Annotated in this window: 17 protein-coding genes and 1 pseudogene; 3 read left to right on the forward strand and 15 right to left on the reverse strand. The window is 63.2% G+C overall.

Features of this window, described 5'->3' with window-relative positions; genetic code table 11:
• Positions 1 to 85 precede the first annotated feature (85 nt).
• The 15 genes and pseudogenes from rnhB to rpsB all read right to left on the reverse strand — a co-directional run.
• Positions 86 to 730: pseudogene (rnhB, locus tag AC26AR_RS15020) on the reverse strand (ribonuclease HII); the annotation flags it as partial.
• A gap of 92 nt (positions 731 to 822) precedes the next feature.
• Positions 823 to 1,974 carry a lipid-A-disaccharide synthase gene (lpxB, locus tag AC26AR_RS15025; RefSeq protein WP_191237715.1) on the reverse strand — a complete coding sequence of 384 codons (1,152 nt, stop codon included), beginning with the start codon at positions 1,972 to 1,974 and terminating at the stop codon, positions 823 to 825.
• A 2-nt stretch (positions 1,975 to 1,976) separates the two neighbouring features.
• Positions 1,977 to 2,744, reverse strand: coding sequence for an acyl-ACP--UDP-N-acetylglucosamine O-acyltransferase (gene lpxA / locus AC26AR_RS15030; RefSeq protein WP_077377842.1), 768 nt, complete (start codon positions 2,742 to 2,744; stop codon positions 1,977 to 1,979).
• Entirely contained in the window at positions 2,741 to 3,184 is a 444-nt protein-coding gene (gene fabZ / locus AC26AR_RS15035; RefSeq protein ID WP_077377839.1) for a 3-hydroxyacyl-ACP dehydratase FabZ, read from the reverse strand. Before fabZ ends, lpxA begins: the two co-directional genes overlap by 4 nt.
• A 251-nt stretch (positions 3,185 to 3,435) precedes the next feature.
• Complete coding sequence (lpxD, locus tag AC26AR_RS15040) at positions 3,436 to 4,473, reverse strand: UDP-3-O-(3-hydroxymyristoyl)glucosamine N-acyltransferase (RefSeq protein ID WP_077378183.1); 1,038 nt, start codon at positions 4,471 to 4,473, stop codon at positions 3,436 to 3,438.
• An 86-nt stretch (positions 4,474 to 4,559) separates the two neighbouring features.
• Entirely contained in the window at positions 4,560 to 5,072 is a 513-nt protein-coding gene (locus tag AC26AR_RS15045) for an OmpH/Skp family outer membrane protein (protein WP_077377836.1), read from the reverse strand.
• A gap of 117 nt (positions 5,073 to 5,189) precedes the next feature.
• Positions 5,190 to 7,526, reverse strand: coding sequence for an outer membrane protein assembly factor BamA (gene bamA, locus AC26AR_RS15050; protein WP_271303221.1), 2,337 nt, complete (start codon positions 7,524 to 7,526; stop codon positions 5,190 to 5,192).
• A gap of 258 nt (positions 7,527 to 7,784) precedes the next feature.
• Positions 7,785 to 9,140, reverse strand: a complete 1,356-nt coding sequence (gene rseP, locus AC26AR_RS15055) for a sigma E protease regulator RseP (RefSeq protein WP_084207818.1) — start codon at positions 9,138 to 9,140, stop codon at positions 7,785 to 7,787.
• An 88-nt stretch (positions 9,141 to 9,228) separates the two neighbouring features.
• On the reverse strand, positions 9,229 to 10,449 hold the full coding sequence (gene ispC, locus AC26AR_RS15060) for a 1-deoxy-D-xylulose-5-phosphate reductoisomerase (RefSeq protein ID WP_279855992.1): 1,221 nt from the start codon (positions 10,447 to 10,449) through the stop codon (positions 9,229 to 9,231).
• 11 nt (positions 10,450 to 10,460) lie between these two features.
• Positions 10,461 to 11,264 (reverse strand): phosphatidate cytidylyltransferase, encoded by an 804-nt coding sequence (locus tag AC26AR_RS15065; RefSeq protein ID WP_084207817.1) that lies wholly within the window; start codon positions 11,262 to 11,264, stop codon positions 10,461 to 10,463.
• Positions 11,264 to 12,007: a polyprenyl diphosphate synthase gene (gene uppS, locus AC26AR_RS15070; RefSeq protein ID WP_084207816.1), complete on the reverse strand. Its 744-nt coding sequence runs from the start codon at positions 12,005 to 12,007 to the stop codon at positions 11,264 to 11,266. Before uppS ends, AC26AR_RS15065 begins: the two co-directional genes overlap by 1 nt.
• A 55-nt stretch (positions 12,008 to 12,062) precedes the next feature.
• Complete coding sequence (gene frr / locus AC26AR_RS15075) at positions 12,063 to 12,620, reverse strand: ribosome recycling factor (RefSeq protein WP_077377825.1); 558 nt, start codon at positions 12,618 to 12,620, stop codon at positions 12,063 to 12,065.
• Between the two features lie 4 nt (positions 12,621 to 12,624).
• Positions 12,625 to 13,362: a UMP kinase gene (gene pyrH, locus AC26AR_RS15080; RefSeq protein WP_240499639.1), complete on the reverse strand. Its 738-nt coding sequence runs from the start codon at positions 13,360 to 13,362 to the stop codon at positions 12,625 to 12,627.
• A 115-nt stretch (positions 13,363 to 13,477) separates the two neighbouring features.
• Positions 13,478 to 14,347 (reverse strand): translation elongation factor Ts, encoded by an 870-nt coding sequence (gene tsf / locus AC26AR_RS15085; protein ID WP_065392492.1) that lies wholly within the window; start codon positions 14,345 to 14,347, stop codon positions 13,478 to 13,480.
• Positions 14,348 to 14,526: 179 nt separating this feature from the next.
• Complete coding sequence (gene rpsB, locus AC26AR_RS15090; protein WP_065392491.1) at positions 14,527 to 15,261, reverse strand: 30S ribosomal protein S2; 735 nt, start codon at positions 15,259 to 15,261, stop codon at positions 14,527 to 14,529.
• A 316-nt stretch (positions 15,262 to 15,577) separates the two neighbouring features.
• Between rpsB and map the strand changes: the two genes are divergently transcribed.
• The 3 genes from map to dapC all read left to right on the forward strand — a co-directional run bounded on the left by map (position 15,578) and on the right by dapC (position 20,449).
• On the forward strand, positions 15,578 to 16,369 hold the full coding sequence (gene map, locus AC26AR_RS15095; protein WP_077378170.1) for a type I methionyl aminopeptidase: 792 nt from the start codon (positions 15,578 to 15,580) through the stop codon (positions 16,367 to 16,369).
• 5 nt (positions 16,370 to 16,374) lie between these two features.
• Positions 16,375 to 19,086 (forward strand): [protein-PII] uridylyltransferase, encoded by a 2,712-nt coding sequence (locus AC26AR_RS15100; RefSeq protein WP_077377823.1) that lies wholly within the window; start codon positions 16,375 to 16,377, stop codon positions 19,084 to 19,086.
• Positions 19,087 to 19,249: 163 nt separating this feature from the next.
• Positions 19,250 to 20,449, forward strand: a complete 1,200-nt coding sequence (gene dapC, locus AC26AR_RS15105; RefSeq protein WP_077377820.1) for a succinyldiaminopimelate transaminase — start codon at positions 19,250 to 19,252, stop codon at positions 20,447 to 20,449.
• The last annotated feature ends 36 nt before the right edge of the window (positions 20,450 to 20,485 follow it).

Raw genomic sequence — 20,485 nt, forward strand, 5'->3', positions numbered from 1 at the left:
GCTCAGCGGTTGGCTCAACCGGGGCTGGCAGCGCGATCAATGCATCTTCCGGCACGGCCTGCGGCACATGCCCGGCCATGTAAAGCCGCTTGACCGGCCCGAAGCTCTTGCGATGCAGGGTAAGGATGCCATGCGTCTCGATGGCAGCCTGATGCTCGCGGGTCGGGTAGCCCTTGTGACGCGCGAAACCGTAGGCGGGGAAGCAGGCATCCAGCGCTGCCATCTGGGCATCGCGGTATACCTTGGCCAGTATGGAAGCCGCGCCGATGGCGGCGTGGCGCAGGTCGCCCTTCACCACTGCCATGCCGGGAATCTCGTGCCCCGGCAAGCGGTTGCCATCCACCAGCAGATATTCCGGGCGTACGCCCAGGGCATCGACAGCACGCCGCATAGCAAGGTGCGTGGCCTGATAGATGTTCAGCTCATCGATCTCTTCACTGGTGGCCTCGGCGATCGCCCAGGCCCAGGCACGCGCACGAATCTGCTCGTACAGTGCCAGGCGCTTCTTCTCGCTGAGTTTCTTGGAGTCGGTGATGCCCTCGATAGGGTCATTCGGGTCAAGAATCACCGCTGCCGCCACCACGGGCCCGACCAGCGGTCCACGCCCGACCTCATCGATACCTGCCAGCAGCTCCCCGTGATAGGGGATCACCAGCGCCGGGAAATCATCGGCAGGTTTGCGCTTGCGACTGGCGGGCAGAGCGGCGGGTCGATCGGCAGAATCGGTCATGGTATCTCGGGGCGTCAGACAACCGACAGACCACTGTTGCGGCCTGCCGATCAGGGGGTATCAGTCAGTAAAGGCATCTCGGGCGGCCGTGATCAGCGCCCCGCCAGCTCACCGATGGCAATGGCGGCCGCGGCGCTGGCATCACAGGTCAACTCACGATGCATGGCGACGAAGCGCTCACGCAGCTCACGCTGGCGACAGACATCGCCGGCGGCACGCGACAGCAAGGGAGCGAGGCTTTCCTCGATGGACTCCGGCGTGGCTGCGTCCTGGATCAGCTCCGGCACCAATGTCTCGCGGGCAATCAGGTTGGGCAGCGAAATCCAATCGGTCTTGACCATGTGCCGTGCGATGCGGTGGGTCATCGGCGCCATGCGATAGGCCACCACCATCGGACGATGACACAGCAGACATTCGAGCGCTGCCGTACCGGAGGCCAGCAGCACGGCATCGGCGGCAGTCATCGCTTCACGCGACTGGCCATCGATGAGGTGAATGCGACTGCGATCCAGCGCCTCGCGCCCCTGCATCAGTGACTCAAGCTCGCTACGCCGCAGCGGCGTGGCGGCCGGAATCACCACTTCAAGCGCAGGGTAACGCTGGCAAAGGCGCTCAATGGAGGCCAGGAAGGTCTCGCCGAGGAAACGGATCTCGTTGCCACGGGATCCCGGCAACACCGCCAGCAACTGCACGTCGGGGGCAATCCCCAGCTGCAGGCGAGCAGCATCGCGATCATCCTCGAGCGGCAACTCATCCGCCAGCGGATGGCCGACGAAGGTCACCGGCACCTGATGTTCGCGATAGAAGGCCGCCTCGAAGGGCAGGAAGGTCAGCATGCGATCGACGGCACGGCGGATGGTCTTCACCCTGCCCTGACGCCAGGCCCAGACGGAGGGACTGACATAGTGCGCCGTGGTGATGCCCCGCTTGCGCAGGCGCAGCTCGAGCCCCAGATTGAAGTCGGGAGCATCGATACCGATCATCACGTCAGGCTGCCACTCAAGCGCGTCGCGCAACAGATGGCGACGCACCTTGATCAACTCCGGCAGATGCTTGAGCACCTCGACCAGCCCCATGATGGAGAGAGTTTCCAGCGGATAGAGGCTGTCGAAGCCTTCGGCCTGCATGCGCGGCCCCCCGATGCCACGAAACTCGACATCGGGATGACGCGCCTTGAGCGCGCGCATCAAGCTGGCACCGAGGATGTCACCGGAGAGCTCTCCGGCTACCAGGTAGATGCGCATGCTCAGCGTGTCAGGCCACGAGTGGACGCCTTGAGCGAGGCGATGAAGACATCGCGCTCGGCGAGAGGCGGCTCACCTTCCAGCTTCTCGAGTGCCTGCGCCAGTGTCAGCCCCTGACGGAAGACCGTCTTGTAGGCCGCGTTCAGGGCGGAGATGGTCTCGCGACTGAAACCACGGCGCTTGAGGCCGACGCTGTTGAGGCCATGCGCCTCGGCAGGGTGCCCATTGACCATCACGAAGGCCGCGATGTCCTTGGTGATGATGGAGCCACCGCCCGCCATGGCGTGCTCGCCGACATGACAGAACTGGTGCACCGCCGACAGTCCGCCAAGAATGACGTGATTGCCCAGATGGACATGCCCCCCCAGCGTCGCCTGATTGGCCATGATGCAGTCATCCCCGATGATGCAATCATGGCCCACGTGCGAGTAGGCCATGAACAGGTTGCGACTGCCGATGCGTGTCAGGCTGGCATCCTGGACGGTACCCCGGTGCAGGGTCACACCCTCGCGAATGACGTTGTCATCCCCGATCTCCAGGCGTGTCGGCTCACCGGCGTACTTCTTGTCCTGGCAATCCTCACCGACCGAGGCGAACTGGAAGATGCGGTTACGCTCACCGATGACCGTCGTACCCTTGATGACGACGTGCGGCCCCACCACCGTGCCAGCGCCGATCTCGACGTCGGCACCGATCACGCAAAACGGACCGACCTCGACATCGTCGGCCAGGCGGGCGCCGGGATCGACAATGGCAGTAGGATGTATCAAGCGACCTTCCTCTCGGCACAGATGATTTCGGCTTCACAGACCACGTCACCGTCGACCTTGGCCTGACAGGCGAACTTCCAGATACCACGCTTCTCGCGCAGCACGCGGGCGCTGATCTCGAGCTGGTCGCCCGGCATGACCGGACGCTTGAAGCGCACGTTGTCACTGCCCACGAGGTAATAGATGTAACCATCGGCAGGACGCTTGTCGACCGTCTTGAAACCCAGAATACCTGCCGCCTGAGCCATGGCCTCAACGATCAGCACACCCGGCATGATCGGGTGTCCCGGGAAGTGGCCATTGAAGAACGGCTCATTGATGCTCACATTCTTGCGCGCGACGATGAACTCGCCAAGGGACAGTTCCATGACCCGATCGATCAGCAGGAAAGGATAGCGGTGCGGGAGATACTCACGGATCTCGTTGACGTCCATAACCATTGGCTTGCAACCTCTGAAATAACGAAATGCCTGCCGCACTCGGGCAGGCATGTAATGACGGTCCGGACCGCCGTTCTGGCAATGGCGCGCATTATAGCGTCCTTGCGCGCGACTGGCAGCCGCTCATTGCCCAGAGTCGCCGGGCTGACGAGATGACCTGCCTGGACAGGCGCTCGGCACAAGGCACATGACCGGCGACCACTGCCTCATGGACAACGCCTGCTGGCACCTGCCGCGGTGCCAGAGCAGCGCTACCTGTCCTTCAAGTCCTTCTCGACCTGGTTCAGACGTCGTGCGAGCTGATCCAGCTGCTTGAAACGCACGGCATTGCGGCGCCACAGGCCATTGTCCATCGCCCCGGTACCCGACGAGTACACGCCCGGCTTGGTGATGGAATTGGTCACCAGACTCATGCCGGTGACCTGCACGCCATCACAGATTTCCAGATGCCCAGCAAGCCCCACGCCACCGCCCATCAGACAGTAGCGACCCACCTTGGTGGAACCGGCGATGCCGACACAGCCGGCCAGCGCCGAGTGATCTCCGATCTGCACGTTGTGCGCGATCTGGACCTGGGAGTCGATCTTGACGTCATTGCCGATGATGGTGTCGCCGAGTGCTCCTCGGTCAATGCTGGTGCAGCTGCCGACCTCGACATCATCACCGATCATCACGCCACCCAGCTGGGCGATCTTGTGCCAGCCCTTGCCGTCGTGGGCGAAACCGAAGCCGTCGGCACCGATCACGCAGCCACTGTGCAGGACTGCCCGCGCCCCGATGACCACCCCGTGATAGAGCGTGACATTGGGATGCAGCAGACACCCTTCGCCCAGCACGCTGTCAGCGCCAATGACGCACCCGGCCTGGAGACGGGAGCCATCCCCGATACTGACACCGGGGCCGACCACCACCTGCGGGCCGATCTCGACATTCGCGCCCAACGTGGCCGTCTCATCGACGACCGCACTGGGATGCACGCTGGCCTGCGGTGCCTGTGCCATGGGATCGAACAACCGTGACAGCTCGGCATAGGCCAGGTAAGGATTGTCCAGCACCAGCGCATGGCTCTTGCACTCGTCGAGATGACTCTCGTGCAGCAGCACCGCCGTGGCCTGAGAGTCCGCGAGATACTTGAGGTAGGCGCGATTGGCGAGGAAGGCGATATCGCCTGGCGCCGCGTCCACCAGCGTCGACAGACCAGAGACCCGAACGTTCGGGTCGCCAACGAGTCGAGCACCCAGCCGCTGAGCCAGATCCTCGAGAGTGTAGGAGAATTGTTGCTTTTTCATGCTGTCTCTAGGCGTCGGGCGCCGCTGGCTCGCATTCGCGTAGGCATGCTCAATGCTGGCATCGCGCGCCGTGACGCGCGACGACATCAGTTGAGCGAGTTGAAGACCTGGGTGACCTCATCGGTCAGGTCGAGACCATCCTTGCTGTAGACCGTGGCACTGCGGTCCACCAGCAGCTCGACACCGTGCTTGTCGACGACCTGCTGAATGGCCTTGTCCAGCTTGGGCTTGGATTGCTTGAGGAATGCCTGCTCGGCCTGCTGCTGCTGCTGCTGGACCTGGCCGCGCAGCTGCTGGAACTGCCCGCCCTTCTGGCGCAGTTGCTGCTGCAGTGACTGGCGCTCGGAATCCGACATCACCGCACCATCCTTCTGCAGCTTGTTCTGCATGGTCTCAAGCTCCTTGGCCAGCGCCTTGGCCTGATCCTGCTTGCCAGCCAGCTGATTCTTGAGCTGATTCATGGAACGCTGGGCAGCATCGGAGCTCAACAGCGCCTGGCGCCAGTCCATGACCGCCACTTCCGTGGCCTGGGCCATCATCGGGGTCGCAAAGGCTGCGAGGCCGCCTGCCAGACACAGTGCGCGGGTCAATTTACGCATCATAAAACTCCTTGTAGGCCTGTTGTTCGGTGACCGACGCCAGAACAGGAACGGCGGCGCCGGCAGCGGGGACATGACGCCACATCGGTTGCCCACCGGTGTGGCGTCATGTCCGCCTTAGAAGGTCTGGCCCAGTGAGAACTGGAAGATCTCGGTGTCGTCGTCGTCATCGTCACCGATGGGCTGCGCGACACTGAAGGTCAGCGGGCCAACCGGCGTGATCCATGACAGGCCGATACCGGCGCTGTAATTCAGATCGCCGAGGTCCACGCCACTCTCACAGGAACTGGAATAGCTGGAGCCGACATCGTAGCAGGACGTCAGATAGGTATTCCCCGCATCCACGAAGAACGACGGCTGGACGCTGCGCTTGTCCTTGATGAAAGGCATCGGGAAGATCAGATCGATCCCGCCCTCGACCAGGATGTTGCCGCCCAGGGTATCGTCATCACCGTCATCGACCTCGGTGGATGCCTGACCCAGGGTGTTGGAGCTGTAACCACGCACGCTGCCCAGACCACCCGCATAGAAGTTCTTGAAGAACGGGTAGGTATCGCCGGAGAACGAATTGGCATAGCCAAGTTCGGTCCGGAACTTGAGCGACCAGTCATCATGCAGTTCGAACAGCTTCTGCCCCTTGTAGCGGAACTTGTAATAGTCCGCATCGGAGCCGGGCACTGCCACTTCCAGTGACAGCAGCTGCGAGCTGCCCGCCGTGGGCAGGATGCCGCGGTTGAGATTGTTGCGCGACCAGCTGGCGGTCAGCTTGTAGAGGTTGAAATCCTCGCCCTCATCACTGATGTACTGCGTGACCTCGGCGGGGCTGTCATCGAAGTCCTTGACGCGCACGAACTCGTAACCGGCACCGAAATTCAGGCGCGACAGTTCGTTGATCGGGTAACCGAAGTTGATGCCACCGCCGAAGCTGTCGGTCGCGTAGCTGGCGACATCGTCATCATCGTCGTAATCCACCTTGCGGTAGAACAGGTTGTAGCCACGCGAGATGCCATCCAGTGTCCAGTACGGGTCGGTATAGCCGAAGCTGACATTGGTGTAGTCATCGGACTTCTGGGCATTGATGTTGACTTCGTTGCCGGTGCCCAGGAAGTTCTTCTGCGACAGCCCCACCCCGTAGATGACCCCGTCACCCTGAGAGAAGCCGACCGACGCCGAGATCGAGCCCGACGGCTGTTCCTCGACGTTGTAGTTGACGTCCAGCTGATCCGGCTCGCCGGCGACCGGACGCGTGTCCACATCGACCTGCTTGAAGAAGCCGAGACGCTCGAGCTTCTGCTTGGATTGCTTGATCTTGTCCGTCGAGGCAGGCGCACCCTCGAGCTGGGTCATCTCACGACGCAGCACCTCGTCCGCCGTCGTGGTATTGCCCTTGAAGTTGATGCGACGCACGTAGGCGCGCTTGCCGGGGTCGACCGCAAAGGTCAGATCCACCGTCTCGCTCTCTTCATTGACCTCAGGCACGGCGTTGACCTTGGCGAAGGCGAAGCCGTCGGCTCCCAATGCCTGACGCAGGGCCTCGCTAGAAGCCGTCACATCACGCTGGGAATAGAGGGCATCCGGAGCGAGCTTGACCAGATCACGCGCCCGCTCTTCCTTCATCTTGATGTCGCCGGCGAAACCGATCTCACCGATCTTGTACGGCTTGCCTTCGTCGACATTGATGGTGACGAAGATCTCGGACTTGTCCGGCGAGATGGACACCTGGGTCGAGCGCACCTGGAAGTTCACGTAACCACGATCCAGATACCAGGACTTGAGCGTCTCGATGTCCCCGGTCAGCTTCTCGCGCGAGTATTCGTCGTCGGAGAACCAGCCGAAGAACCAGCTCGGGCGGTCTTCCAGCTCGAGCTGTTCACGCAGGGTCTCGTCATCGAAGGCGGAGTTGCCGACGATGTTGATCTGGTGGATCTTGGCGACCGCACCTTCCTTGACGTCGATATTGACCTGAACACGGTTGCGCTCGAGGGTTTCCACCGAGGTCTCGATGCGAGCGCTGTAGCGGCCCTGCGCCTGGTAGACGCGCTCCAGCTCACGCTGCATCTCTTCCAGGGTGGAGCGCTGCAACACCTGACCTTCGGCCAGCCCGGCTTCCTTGAGGCCCTTGCGCAGGTCCTCGTCGGGAATCTGCGAGTTGCCGTCGATCTCGATCTTGGAGATCGTCGGGCGCTCGACCACGTCGATGATCAACACATCGCCATCACGCTTGAGGCGGATATCATCAAACAGGCCAGTGTCGAACAGCTGGCGCGCCGCGGAGGACAGATCATCATCCTCGACGGTCTGATCAGCGGAGACGGGGAAGGCGTTGAACACGGTGCCCGCAGACACGCGCTGAAGGCCTTCTACCCGGATGTCGGATACTTTGAAAGACGCGGCCAAGGCGCCTTGACTGGCCCCGAGCAGCGCAGCTGCCAATCCAATGGTCTTGAGTTTCATGCAGTCGCTTCGCTTCTCTGGATTCCGCCCGCTTGGATAAACAGGCACCTTATACACAACCCCTGGCTACTGACAAGACAGCACCCCTGGGGGTCGGCAATCGGGGCCGAAGTCGTGTGGGCATGATGACGGGAGTTGGCCATGTTGGCCAGCCCGTGCAATGAATTGACCCTCATGAGGGGCGACAGTTCAGCTCTGGTTCATCTTGCAGGAAACGCGAGGCAATCCTGAGGCACCCCGTCTTCGCCATCCTGGTGGTTACCACAGACGCATGAGGTCGAAATAGATCGCCATGAACATCAACGACCCGACCAGCGCCATGCCGATCCTGAGCCCGGCATTCTGCACCTTCTCGGACAGTGGCTTGCCGCGCACCGCCTCGACCAGATAGAACAGCAGATGCCCGCCATCCAGCACCGGAATCGGCAGCAGATTCAATACCCCGAGACTGATGGACAGATACGCCATGAAGCCCAGGAAGGCTTCAAGCCCGGAGCGAGCCGTATCACCGGCGATCCGCGCGATGGTGATCGGTCCGGACAGATTGGAGGGCGCGATCAGGCCCACCAACATCTTGCGGATGGAGTCCAGCGTCAGCACCGTCATCTCGCCGGTCTTACTCACCGCCTGCCCCACGGCAGCCAGGGGCCCATAGCTGAGCTCACGCTGATACTCTTCCGGCCAGCTGACATTCTCGACACCGGCGCCGACCTGCCCCACGACACGCCCGTCATCGAGCGCATTGCTCGCGGGCGTCAGTGACAGCGTCTCTTCCTTGCCATCACGCGCCACCAGCACGGACAGCGTTTCGCCCGGCGCACCGCGCACACGCTCGACGAAGTCGATCCAGTCCACCACCAGCACGCCATCAATGCTGACGATACGGTCTCCCGCCTTCAAGCCGGCAGCCTGCGCCGCACCGTCCTCCAGCACTCGCCCCAGCACCGCCGGCAGCTGGGGCCGCCAGGCGGTGATGCCCAGCGTGACCAGCGGACGCGGCGGATCCTGATCCACCAGGAAGCGCTCGACATCCAGTGTCTGTTCACGCGAGGCACTGGCGCCCGGAGCACGGGTGGTGATCGTCAGCTGGTCGTCCCCTATCGCGCCGATGAGGCGCAGATTGATCGCCTCCCAGCTTGGTGTCGGCTGATCATTGATGGCGACGATTTCCGCATCGGGCGTCAGCCCGGCACGCCCTGCAGGAGAGTCCGGCGCCACCGCTCCGACCATCGGCACCACGGTCGTGGTACCGGCGACGAACAGCGCCCAGTACGCCAGAATCGCCAGCAGGAAATTGGCCAGCGGCCCTGCCGAGACGACGGCGATGCGCTTCCAGACGGACTTGGTATTGAAGGCCAGATGGCGCTCCGACGGGTCGACTGGCCCCTCGCGCTCATCCAGCATCTTGACGTAGCCGCCCAATGGAATGGCCGCGACACCGTATTCCGTGCCGTGGCGGTCCGTCCACGACCAGAACGGCTTGCCGAAACCGATGGAGAAGCGCAGCACCTTGATGCCGCAACGACGCGCGACCCAGAAATGACCGTACTCATGGATGGTGATCAACACCCCCAGCACGACGATCACGGCAAGAATATTCTGGATCACACCCATCACGCGCTCCTGGAAATTGGTGCCCGAGATGGGCAGCCTGCCCTGTCACGCCCACAAGGAAAGTGACAAGACAGTGCAAGATAGGATTTCAGGGCCCGACGAGGGCCAATTGGGCGGCTGCCAACTCACGTGCCGCGGCATCTTCGGACAGGATCACCTCGAGACCATCCACCGCCAGGGGCGGGCGAGCCTGCATGACGGCTTCCACCACCACCGGGATACGATCGAAGGCCAGGCGGCCCTCGAGGAAGGCTGCCACTGCCACCTCATTGGCGGCATTCATCACTGCAGGCCAGGTGCCGCCTGCCGCGATGGCTTCACGCGCCAGACGCAGACACGGGAAGCGCGTCTCATCGGCGGCACGGAAGTCGAGTCGCGCCACCTGGAAAAGATCCAGCGGCTCGACGCCGGCATCGATGCGCTCCGGCCAGGCCAGCGCGTAGGCGATGGGCGTGCGCATGTCGGGATTGCCCATCTGGGCCAGCACCGAACCATCACTGTAAGCCGCCATCGAGTGAATGACACTCTGGGGATGCACGACGACCTGGATGTCGTTGGGCCCACAGGCGAACAGCCAGCAGGCCTCGATCAGTTCCAGCCCCTTGTTCATCAGGGTGGCACTGTCGACGGAGATCTTGCGCCCCATCGACCAGTTGGGATGCGCGCAGGCCTCGTCCGGCGTCACCGTCGCCAGGCGCTCGGCAGGCCACTCGGCCTCGTCACGGAACGGGCCACCCGAGGCAGTCAACAGCAGCTTCTCGACCCCGATGGGGGCCAGCCCATCGCGATGCTCGGGCGGCAGGCACTGGAAGATGGCGTTGTGCTCGGAATCGATGGGCAGCAGCGTCGCACCATGCTGCTTCACCGCATCCATGAACAACTGACCGGCACACACCAGCGCCTCCTTGTTGGCCAGCAGGACGCGCTTTCCCGCACGCACCGCGGCCAGAGTCGGCAGCAGCCCGGCAGCACCCACGATGGCCGCCATCACGCTGTCGACCTCGGGGGCCTCGCTGATGTCCACCAGCGCCTGCTCACCGTGACGTACCTCGATGGGCGTGCCCTGGTAGCTCTCGACGCCCTCGAGCGCCTCACCGAGCCACAGCGCCGCCTCGGCGGAGGCGATCACCGCCACCTGAGGTCGATGGACCAGGCACAGCTCCAGCAATGCCTCATGGCGCGTGGCGGCACTCAATGCATGCACCACATAACGCTCCGGATGGCGCGAGATCACATCCAGCGTGCTGGAGCCGATGGAGCCGGTGGCCCCCAGAATCGTGATGCGCTGCACCGGCGCATTGGAGGACATGTCACCCGCCATCACGCACCACCTCCCAGCACCCAGGGCAACAGTAGCGCAAACAACGGCACGGCCGCCGTCAGACTATCGATGCGGTCCATGATGCCGCCGTGCCCCGGCAACAGCTGACTGGAGTCCTTCATCTCACGCTCGCGCTTGAACATGCTTTCCAGCAGGTCTCCCAGCACCGAGACGCCAGTGACGCCCAGCGTGACCAGCAGCAGCGGCAGCCAGTCGGCCTGCCCTGCCAGCGCATAGCCGGTGGCCAGCAATCCGGTGGCGACCAGCCCGCCGTAGACACCTTCCCAGGACTTGCCCGGACTGACACGTGGCGCCAGCTTGCGCTTGCCGAATCGCTTGCCGGAGAAATAGGCACCGATATCCGCCGCCCACACCATCAGCAGCACGTACAGCAGCCACTCGCCACCGCTGGTCTTGAGCTGGAGAAAGCCGAACCAGGTCGGCAACAGCGCCAGGACCCCGACACCCAGTCGCATGCCGGTGGCATGCCATTCCTGACGCTTTTCGGGGTAATGCATCACCCAGCGCAGATTGACGGCCCATGCCAGCGCCGCCAGATAGAGCGGCCAGCGAGCCTGGGAGGCATCCGCCCACCACACCAGCAGCATCGCCAGCGCCATGCAGGCAGGAAACAGCAGACGCGCCGCGCCGGCACGCACGCCGGCAAGATTGGCCCATTCCCAGGCGGCCAGTGCCACCACGCCCCCGGTCATGACCGCAAAGGCGGCACCGTCGAGGCCAAACAGCCCCCACAGCGCCAGCGGGGCGAGAATGAGCGCGGTGATGATTCGTTGTTTGAGCACTAGAGCCCCTCGGCGTCGAGTTGTTCGCTGGTCATGCCGTAGCGCCGTTGACGCTGGGCATAGGCATCGAGCGCCTCATCGAAGGCCGCCGAGTCGAAATCAGGCCACAGCACCGGCGAGAAGTAGAACTCGGCGTAGGCCAGCTGCCAAAGCAGGAAGTTGGAGATACGCTGCTCGCCACTGGTGCGAATGCACAGATCCACTTCCGGGAGCGAACTCAGACAGACCTCGGCCCCGAGGCGGGACTCGTCGATATCCGCGGCCTTGAGCTCGCCTCGCTCGACCTGCGTCGCCAGACGTCGGGCAGCCTCGGCAATGTCCCAGCGGCCACCGTAGTTGGCGCAGATGACCACATGCATGCCGCGATTGTCGCGCGTCATCTCTTCGGCACTGCGGATATGTTTCTGGATGGAGCTTGAGAAGCGGCTGCGCTCCCCGATCACGGAGAGGCGTATGTCGTGTCGATGAAGCTTCTTGACCTCACGCTTGAGCGCCATGAGGAACAGCTCCATCAGCGCACTGACCTCATTGGCCGGACGCTTCCAGTTCTCGCTGGAGAAAGCAAACAGGGTCAGTACCTCGACGCCCTGCTCGGCAGCGCGACGGATGGTACTGCGGACGGTCTCGGCACCGGCACGATGGCCACGGATACCAGCCCAGCCGCGGGATTTCGCCCAGCGGTTGTTGCCGTCCATGATGATCGCCACATGGCGTGGCGTGGAGAGGGAATTCGGTGACGTCATGGGGTCTCGCTACGAGCACCGGATGCCGCCGACAGGGTGCCGGCGGCAGACCCGATCAGACCTGCATCAGGTCAGTTTCCTTGTGCTCCAGAGCACTGTCGACTTCCGCCACATACTTGTCGGTCAGCTTCTGGATCTCGTCTTCTCCGCGACGTGCATCGTCTTCGGAGATGTCCTTGTCCTTGAGCAGGCTCTTGATGTCGCCATTGGCGTCACGACGCACATTGCGAAGCGCCACGCGGGCGTTTTCCGCTTCTGCACGCGCCTGCTTGGTGTAACCACGACGCGTCTCTTCCGTCAGCATCGGCATCGGCACGCGAATCACGTCACCGGCGGTGGACGGGTTGAGACCCAGGTCAGAAGTCATGATGGCCTTCTCGACCTTCGGCACCATGGGCTTTTCCCACGGCACGACAGTCAGGGTGCGCGCATCTTCGGTGGTGATGTTGGCCACCTGATTCAGCGGCACCTGGCTACCGTAGTAGTCGACCGTCACGGCATCGAGAATGCTCGGATGCGCACGACCGGTACGAATCTTGCTGAAGGCGGCACCGAGGGACTCGATGGTCTTCTTCATGCGTGCTTCGACGTCTTTCTTGATATCGTTGATCACAATCTTACCCTCTATCAATCAGCGTGCCTTCCTTGCCACCCACCACCAGGTTGAGCAGCGCGCCTACCTTGTTCATGTTGAACACCCGTACCGGCATGTCATGGTCACGCACCAGGCAGATGGCGGTCAAATCCATCACGCCGAGCTTCTGCTCCAGCGCGTCGTCATAACTGAGGCTCTCGTACTTCACGGCATCCGGGAACTTGACCGGGTCCTTGTCGTAGACACCATCCACCTTGGTCGCCTTGATGACGGCATCGGCATCGATCTCGATGCCACGCAGACAGGCGGCGGAATCCGTGGTGAAGAACGGGTTGCCGGTGCCGGCGGAGAAGATGACGACGTCACCCGAGGTCAGATAACGGATCGCGGTACGGCGGTCGTAATGTTCTACCACGCCACTCATCGGGATGGCAGACATGACGCGAGAGCGGATGTTGGAACGCTCCAGTGCATCACGCAGCGCCAGACCGTTCATGACGGTGGCCAGCATGCCCATGTGGTCGCCGGTCACGCGTTCCATGCCGGCTTCCTGCAGGGCCGCGCCACGGAACAGGTTACCGCCGCCGATCACGATGCCGACCTGGACACCGATGCCCACCAGCTGACCGATTTCCAGCGCCATGCGATCCAGCACCTTGGGGTCGATGCCGAACTCGCCATCGCCCATCAGGGCCTCACCGGAAAGCTTGAGCAGTATGCGCTTGTACTTGGCATTGCGTTCAGCGGAAATGGTGGCCATGCGAATTTCTCCTGATACTGACATACGGGGACGGGGCGGCCCGAAGGCGGGGGCCAGATACACGATGGCGTGCGACTAAGCGCACGCCATCGTGAGAAGCGAAAACAGTCAGCCCTTACGCGCGGCTGGCCTGCTCACGGACTTCAGCTGCGAAGTCCACTTCTTCCTTCTCGATACCTTCACCGACTTCCATGCGCACGAAGGATACCACTTCACCGCCGGCAGCCTTGACGAACTCGGCGACGGTCTGGTTCGGGTCCTTGACGAACGGCTGTTCGGTCAGGCTGTTTTCAGCCAGGTACTTCTTCAGACGGCCCTGGGACATCTTCTCGGCGATTTCCGCCGGCTTGCCAGCCATGTCCGGCTGAGCAAGGATGATGGCCTTCTCGGCGTCCATCTGTTCCTGCGGCATGTCTGCCGGACGTGCACAGACCGGGTTCACGGCTGCGACGTGCATGGAGACGTCCTTGGCCGCGTCAGCGGTGCCGCCCTGCAGCAGGGTCAGAGCCGCGATGCGACCGCCGTGGACGTAACCACCGACGACACCACCGGCCGGCGCTTCGACCAGCTCGGCGCGACGCACGGAGATGTTCTCACCGATCTTCTGAACCAGCTGACCACGAGTGTCTTCCAGCTCGCCTTCCATCAGGGAAGCGATATCGGTGTTCTTGGTCTCGAACACGCGGTCGGCGATCAGCTTGGTGAAGGCCTGGAAGTTGTCATCGCGAGCGACGAAGTCGGTCTCGGAGTTGACTTCGACCATCACGCCATAGCTGGCATCGTCGGCGACCTTGATGACGATGGCGCCTTCAGCGGCCACACGGCCAGCTTTCTTGGCGGCCTTCAGGCCGGAGTTCTTGCGCAGGTTCTCGATCGCGAGCTCGATGTCGCCACCGGCTTCGGTAAGAGCCTTCTTGCATTCCATCATGCCGAGCGCAGTACGCTCACGCAGTTCCTTGACCATAGATGCGCTGATAGCTGCCATGGGATGAAACCTCTGTCGTGTCGACGTCTTTGAATACGGGAATTCGGTCACGACCGCTTGAGCGGTCGCAAATGAGGGGGCCGTGGCCCCCTCATTGCCTGACCTGACTGCCGCTTGGCTAGGCCATGCCGCACTTAGTGTAGCGCAGCGTGTGTGACAGTCAGATCAAGCCGCCAGGATCACTCTGCTGCGTCTTCTTCAGCCGCAGTTTCGACGAACTCACCGGCCAGCTCTTCTTCCTTGTTCTTGCCACAGGCGCCTGCAATTGCCTGGACATAGATCTGGATGGCACGGATGGAGTCATCGTTACCCGGGATGACGTAGTCCACGCCGTCCGGGTTGGAGTTGGTATCGACGACGCCGATGACCGGGATGCCCAGCTTGTTGGCTTCGTTGATCGCGATGCGCTCGTGGTCAACGTCGATCACGAACATGGCGTCCGGCAGGCCGCCCATTTCCTTGATACCGCCGATGGAACGCTCGAGCTTGTCCTGCTCACGAGTGGCCATCAGGACTTCTTTCTTGGTCAGCTTCGCGAAGGTACCGTCTTCATGCATCTGCTCGATTTCGCGCAGGCGCTTGATGGACTGACGGATGGTCTTGAAGTTGGTCAGCATGCCGCCCAACCAGCGATGGTTGACGTACGGCTGGCCAGCCTTGCGAGCTTCTTCCTTGATGATCTTGCCGGCAGCGCGCTTGGTGCCCACGAACATGATCTTGTTGCCATTGGCAGCCATCTTCTCGACCACTGACACGGCTTCGTTCAGCGCCGGCAGGGTGTGCTCGAGGTTGATGATGTGGATCTTGTTGCGAGCGCCGAAGATGAACTTGGACATCTTCGGATTCCAGTACTTGGTCTGGTGACCGAAGTGTGCGCCTGCCTTGAGCAGATCGCGCATGTTGACTTGCGCCATGTGAATATCTCCTGGATATCGGGTTGGGCCTCCACGTCCCCCATGGATCCGACCGCTTGCGCGGCACCCGGGACCATGTGACGGAACGTGTGTGGATTGGGGTTATGTACGTCAGTCCTTTCAATGTCGCCTCGGCCAGATGCCCGGAGGTGGCCGATCGAGGAGAATTTGCAGGAAAGCGCGCGGCTTTATACCATAGCTCGACCACGATATGAAGTCGCGACTGCCCGACACGGCACGCGATGCGTCGCGCCATTCCCCCGCCACGCGCGGCCTGGCGGCGTTTCATCCCTCTTATCTCCTGCCTCGAGTCCTCATGAACATTCCCATCAAGACAGCTGAAGAAATCGACAAGATGCGCGTCGCCGGCCGTCTGGCGGCTGAAGTGCTGGAGCTGCTCGACGAGCACGTCCGTCCCGGTGTCACCACGGGCGAGCTCAATCGCATCGCTCACCATCACATCACCGAGGTTCAGGGCTGCATTCCGGCACCGCTCAACTACCACGGCTTCCCGAAATCGATCTGCACCTCGATCAATCACGTGGTCTGTCACGGCATCCCCGATGACAACAAGAAGCTCAAGAAGGGTGACATCCTCAACATCGACATCACCGTGATCAAGGACGGCTATCACGGCGACACCTCGAAGATGTACATCGTCGGGGAACCGACCATCCAGGCGGAGCGCCTGTGCCGCATCACCCAGGAATGTCTCTACAAGGGCATCGAGCTGGTACGCCCGGGCGTGCGTCTTTCCGAGATCGGTCGCGCCATCCAGAAGCATGCCGAAGCGGCAGGTTACAGTGTCGTGCGTGACTTCTGCGGCCACGGTATCGGCGCCGGCTTCCATGAGGACCCGCAGGTGCTGCACTATGACGGCTACGAAGCCCGTGCCGACGCCGAGCTCCTGGAAGGCATGTGCCTGACCATCGAGCCGATGGTCAATGTCGGAGGCTACAAGGTGAAGGTACTCAAGGACGACTGGACAGCCGTGACCAAGGACAAGAGCCTGTCCGCGCAGTGGGAGCACACCCTGCTGGTCACCGCCACCGGCGTCGAGGTGCTGACACGTCGCACGGAAGAGGACCTCTCCTTCCTCGAGGGTTGATCACGATGCTCCTGCACCACTACCACTTCGTCGAGCGTGAAGCGCTCTACGATGCCGTCACCTTCGACGGCGAGCTGGCCACGACGAAGACGCCCATCCCGCTGTTCAAGCGGGCTCTGGCACAGGTACAGGAGCGTCTCGAGGCCCGCTTCAAGGCGGGTGCCGACATCCGCGACCTCATCCATGGCCGTGCCCGCGCCATCGATCGCCTGCTGGCCATCGCCTGGCAACGCCAGGCCTGGCCGGATGATGGCATCGCCCTGCTCGCCGTGGGCGGCTATGGCCGCGGTGAGCTGCACCCGCACTCCGACATCGACCTGCTGCTGTTGCTGGAGCAGGACGATGACATGCCCTACCGTGAGGCGCTGTCCGCCTTCATCACCTTCCTGTGGGACATCGGGCTCGAGATCGGCCAGTCGGTGCGCTCGCTGAGTGACTGCGAACGCGAGGCCCGTGCCGACGTCACCGTGATCACCAACCTGCTGGAATCCCGTGTCATCGCCGGCCCGCAGCGGCTGCGCGAGGCCATGCGCGAGCGCCTGGGTACCGACCGCCTGTGGCCAGCCGAGGCCTTCTTCGAGGCCAAGTGGCAGGAGCAGATCGCTCGCCACCACAAGTTCGCCAATACCGAATATCACCTCGAGCCCAACATCAAGTCATCCCCCGGTGGCCTGCGCGACATCCAGATGATCGGCTGGGTCGCCAAGCGTCACTTCGGGGTCGAGCGCTACGACAACCTCGTCGAGCTGGGCTTCATGAATGATGCCGAGCTGCGCATCCTCAGCCAGGGCCAAGCCTTCCTGTGGCAGGTGCGCTTCGCGCTGCACATGCTGGCCGGACGCGCCGAGGACCGGCTGCTGTTCGACCACCAGCGCACCATCGCCGAGCTGTTCGGCTTCCAGGACACGCCCGAGCACCTAGCGGTCGAGCAGTTCATGAAGCGCTACTATCGTCACGTCACCGCCCTGGCGGGTCTCAACGACATGCTGCTGCAGCACTTCGACGAGGCCATCCTGCGCCATGACGAGCCGGTCAACATCGTGCCGCTCAATCCGCGCTTCGAGATTCGCAGCGGCTACATCAGCCTGCGCGAGGAAGGCGTGTTCCGCCGTCGCCCCGCCGCGCTGCTGGAGCTGTTCCTGCTCATGGCCCAGCACCCCGAGATCGAGGGCGTGCGCGCCGACACCATCCGCGCACTGCGTGATCATCGTCACCAGATCGATGACGCCTTCCGTGACGACGTCCGTCACCAGAGCCTGTTCATGGAGCTGATGCGCTCCGGCGGCAACGTGCCACGCGTCCTTAAGCGCATGGCGCGCTACGGCATCCTCGGCAAGTACCTGCCGGCCTTCGGTCGTGCCGTCGGCCTGATGCAGCATGACCTGTTCCACGTCTACACCGTCGATGCCCACACCCTGCGCCTGCTCAAGGTCGCCCAGGAATTCCGCGCCCCTGACGCGGAAGAGGAATTCCCCGTCGCCGCCGCCTTGATCCGTGAACTGCCCAAGCTGGAATTGCTGTGGATCGCGGGGCTCTATCATGACATCGGCAAGGGACGCGGCGGCGATCACTCCGAGATCGGCGCACTGGAAATCGAGGACTTCGCCCGCCGTCACGATCTCAGTCAGCGCGACACTCGCACCCTGAGCTGGCTGGTGCGTCACCATCTGCTGATGTCGATGACCGCGCAGAAGCAGGACATCGCCGACCCCGAGATCATCACGCGCTTCGCCGAGATCGTCGGCGACGAGACGCATCTCGACTACCTCTACGTGCTGACGGTGGCCGACATCAATGCCACCAACCCCTCGCTGTGGAATGGCTGGCGAGCGGCGCTGCTGCGTCAGCTGCACATGGAGACGCGCCGGGCGCTGCGACGGGGCCTGGAGCATCCGCCGGAACGCCACGAATGGATCGCCGAGACCCGCGAGGAAGCCCTGTCACTGCTGGCCGGCATGGGCACCTCACGCAGCGACGCCGAAGCGCTGTGGGCCAGCCTCGGTGACGACTACTTCGTACGCTACGCGCCCAGCGAGGTGGCCTGGCACACCCAGGGCATCCTGGCACGTCAGGCGTCCCCCCAGCTGGACGAGCATGGCGAACCTCTGCCGCTGGTGCTGACCAGTGCACCCACCGAAGAGATGACCGAAGGCGGCACCAAGGTCTTCATCCATACCCGCTCGGTGGACAACCTGTTTGCCGCCACGGCGGCGGCACTGGAGCAGCTGGGGCTCTCGATCCACGATGCACGCATCGCCACCTCGAGCCACAACTGGACGCTCAACACCTTCATCCTGCTCGACGATGACGGTGAGCCGATCCGCGACGCCGCACGTCTCGCCGACATCCGCACCCATCTGGTCGAAGAGCTGGATGACCCGGATGACTACTCGGTGATCGTCAACCGTCACACACCGCGTCAGCTCAAGCATTTCCGCATCGCGCCACGCATCACGCTCAGCCAGGACTACACCAATGGCCGCAGCGTGCTGGAAGTGATCGCCTCTGACCGCCCGGGTCTGCTGGCGCGCATCGGCCGCGTGTTCATGGAGCACGAGATCGCCATCGATGCCGCCAAGATCGTCACCCTGGGCGAGCGCGTCGAGGATATCTTCTTCATCACTGACCGCGCCGGTGAGCCGATCACCGACCCAGAGCGCCAGACGCGCCTGCGTGATGCCCTGACCGAAGTGCTCCAGGTCGGCGAGCGCGGCTGACGCGTCGCGCAGGCATGAACAGCGAGAGGCCGCCGGCACCCCGCGATTGAGGGGACCGGCCGCCTTCCCTATAATCGCGAGTCGACCTGCATGGCAGTCCGGCGGACTCGCGGACGCCTTCCTTCCTGCTCGGCCGGCAACGGCCATCACCCATGGAACGTGCATGAACCCGGATCTCGACCAGCTCAAGCCCTACCCGTTTGAAACCCTGGCCAAGCTGCGCGAGGGCGTCGTCCCCAACCCCGCTCTGGACCCGATTGCGCTGACCATCGGCGAGCCGCGTCACGCGCCGCCCGAGTTCGTGCTCGACACCCTGCGCGAGCACATCATGGGCGTGGCCAAGTATCCCGCCACCGGCGGCCTGCCGGAATTGCGCTCCGCGATCGCCAGCTGGCTGGAGAAGCGCTTCTCGCTCAACGCCACCCCGGATATCGACCAGCAGGTCCTGCCGGTCACCGGCACCCGCGAGGCACTGTTCGCCTTCATCCAGGCCTCGCTGGACAGCACGCGTCCGGCGCGCGTGCTGGTGCCGAACCCCTTCTATCAGATCTACGAAGGCGCGACGCTGCTGGCCGGCGGCGAGGTCACCTACCTGCCCTGCCCCGCCGAGAACGGCTTCCGTCCCGACTACGCCGCGGTGCCGGCCGAGGTATGGCGTGACACCCAGATCGTCTTCGTCTGCTCGCCGGGCAACCCCACCGGCGCGGTGACGCCGCTGGCCGACTTCCAGCAGCTGATTCGCCTCGCTGACGAGCACGACTTCCTGATCGCCTCCGACGAGTGCTATTCGGAGCTTTACCTCGACGAAGCCACACCGCCGCCGGGCCTGCTGCAAGCCTGTGCCGCCATGGGCCGCGATGACTACGCGCGCTGCGTGGTCTTCCACTCGCTGTCCAAGCGCTCCAACCTGCCGGGCCTGCGCTCCGGCTTCGTGGCCGGCGATGGCGAGGTGATCCGTCGCTTCCGTCACTACCGCACCTATCACGGCTGCGCGATGCCGCTGCACCACCAGCACGCCTCCATCGCCGCCTGGAATGATGAAGCCCACGTGCTGGCCAATCGCGACGCCTACCGCGAGAAGTTTGCCGCCGTGACCGAGATCCTCGCGCCGGTGATGGACTTCCCGACCCCGGAAGCCAGCTTCTATCTCTACCCGGCCGTGCCGGGCGGGGATGACGCCGCCTTCACCCGCGAGCTGCTGCGTGAAGAGGCCGTCGGCGTGCTGCCGGCAAGCTACATGGCGCGTGAGGTGGACGGCGTGAATCCGGGCGCCGGACGCATTCGTCTGGCGCTGGTGGCCGAACTGGAACAGACCGTCGAAGCCGCCCGGCGCCTGCGTCGCTTCGTCGAACGCCTGCGCTGAGCGCCAGACCCGCACGGGCTGACAACAGCCCAATAC

This window comes from Cobetia sp. PS-4MA (assembly GCF_057670765.1).

Bases quoted from the DNA above. Each gene is read 5' to 3' on its own strand.
- AC26AR_RS15045 (WP_077377836.1), bottom strand. From the start codon at position 5,072: ATGCGTAAATTGACCCGCGCACTGTGTCTGGCAGGCGGCCTCGCAGCC.
- tsf (WP_065392492.1), bottom strand. From the start codon at position 14,347: ATGGCAGCTATCAGCGCATCTATGGTCAAGGAACTGCGTGAGCGTACT.
- fabZ (WP_077377839.1), bottom strand. From the start codon at position 3,184: ATGGTTATGGACGTCAACGAGATCCGTGAGTATCTCCCGCACCGCTAT.
- ispC (WP_279855992.1), bottom strand. From the start codon at position 10,449: ATGTCCTCCAATGCGCCGGTGCAGCGCATCACGATTCTGGGGGCCACC.
- rseP (WP_084207818.1), bottom strand. From the start codon at position 9,140: ATGGGTGTGATCCAGAATATTCTTGCCGTGATCGTCGTGCTGGGGGTG.
- map (WP_077378170.1), top strand. From the start codon at position 15,578: ATGAACATTCCCATCAAGACAGCTGAAGAAATCGACAAGATGCGCGTC.
- rpsB (WP_065392491.1), bottom strand. From the start codon at position 15,261: ATGGCGCAAGTCAACATGCGCGATCTGCTCAAGGCAGGCGCACACTTC.
- AC26AR_RS15100 (WP_077377823.1), top strand. From the start codon at position 16,375: ATGCTCCTGCACCACTACCACTTCGTCGAGCGTGAAGCGCTCTACGAT.
- lpxB (WP_191237715.1), bottom strand. From the start codon at position 1,974: ATGCGCATCTACCTGGTAGCCGGAGAGCTCTCCGGTGACATCCTCGGT.
- pyrH (WP_240499639.1), bottom strand. From the start codon at position 13,362: ATGGCCACCATTTCCGCTGAACGCAATGCCAAGTACAAGCGCATACTG.
- dapC (WP_077377820.1), top strand. From the start codon at position 19,250: ATGAACCCGGATCTCGACCAGCTCAAGCCCTACCCGTTTGAAACCCTG.
- uppS (WP_084207816.1), bottom strand. From the start codon at position 12,007: ATGACGTCACCGAATTCCCTCTCCACGCCACGCCATGTGGCGATCATC.
- lpxD (WP_077378183.1), bottom strand. From the start codon at position 4,473: ATGAAAAAGCAACAATTCTCCTACACTCTCGAGGATCTGGCTCAGCGG.
- bamA (WP_271303221.1), bottom strand. From the start codon at position 7,526: ATGAAACTCAAGACCATTGGATTGGCAGCTGCGCTGCTCGGGGCCAGT.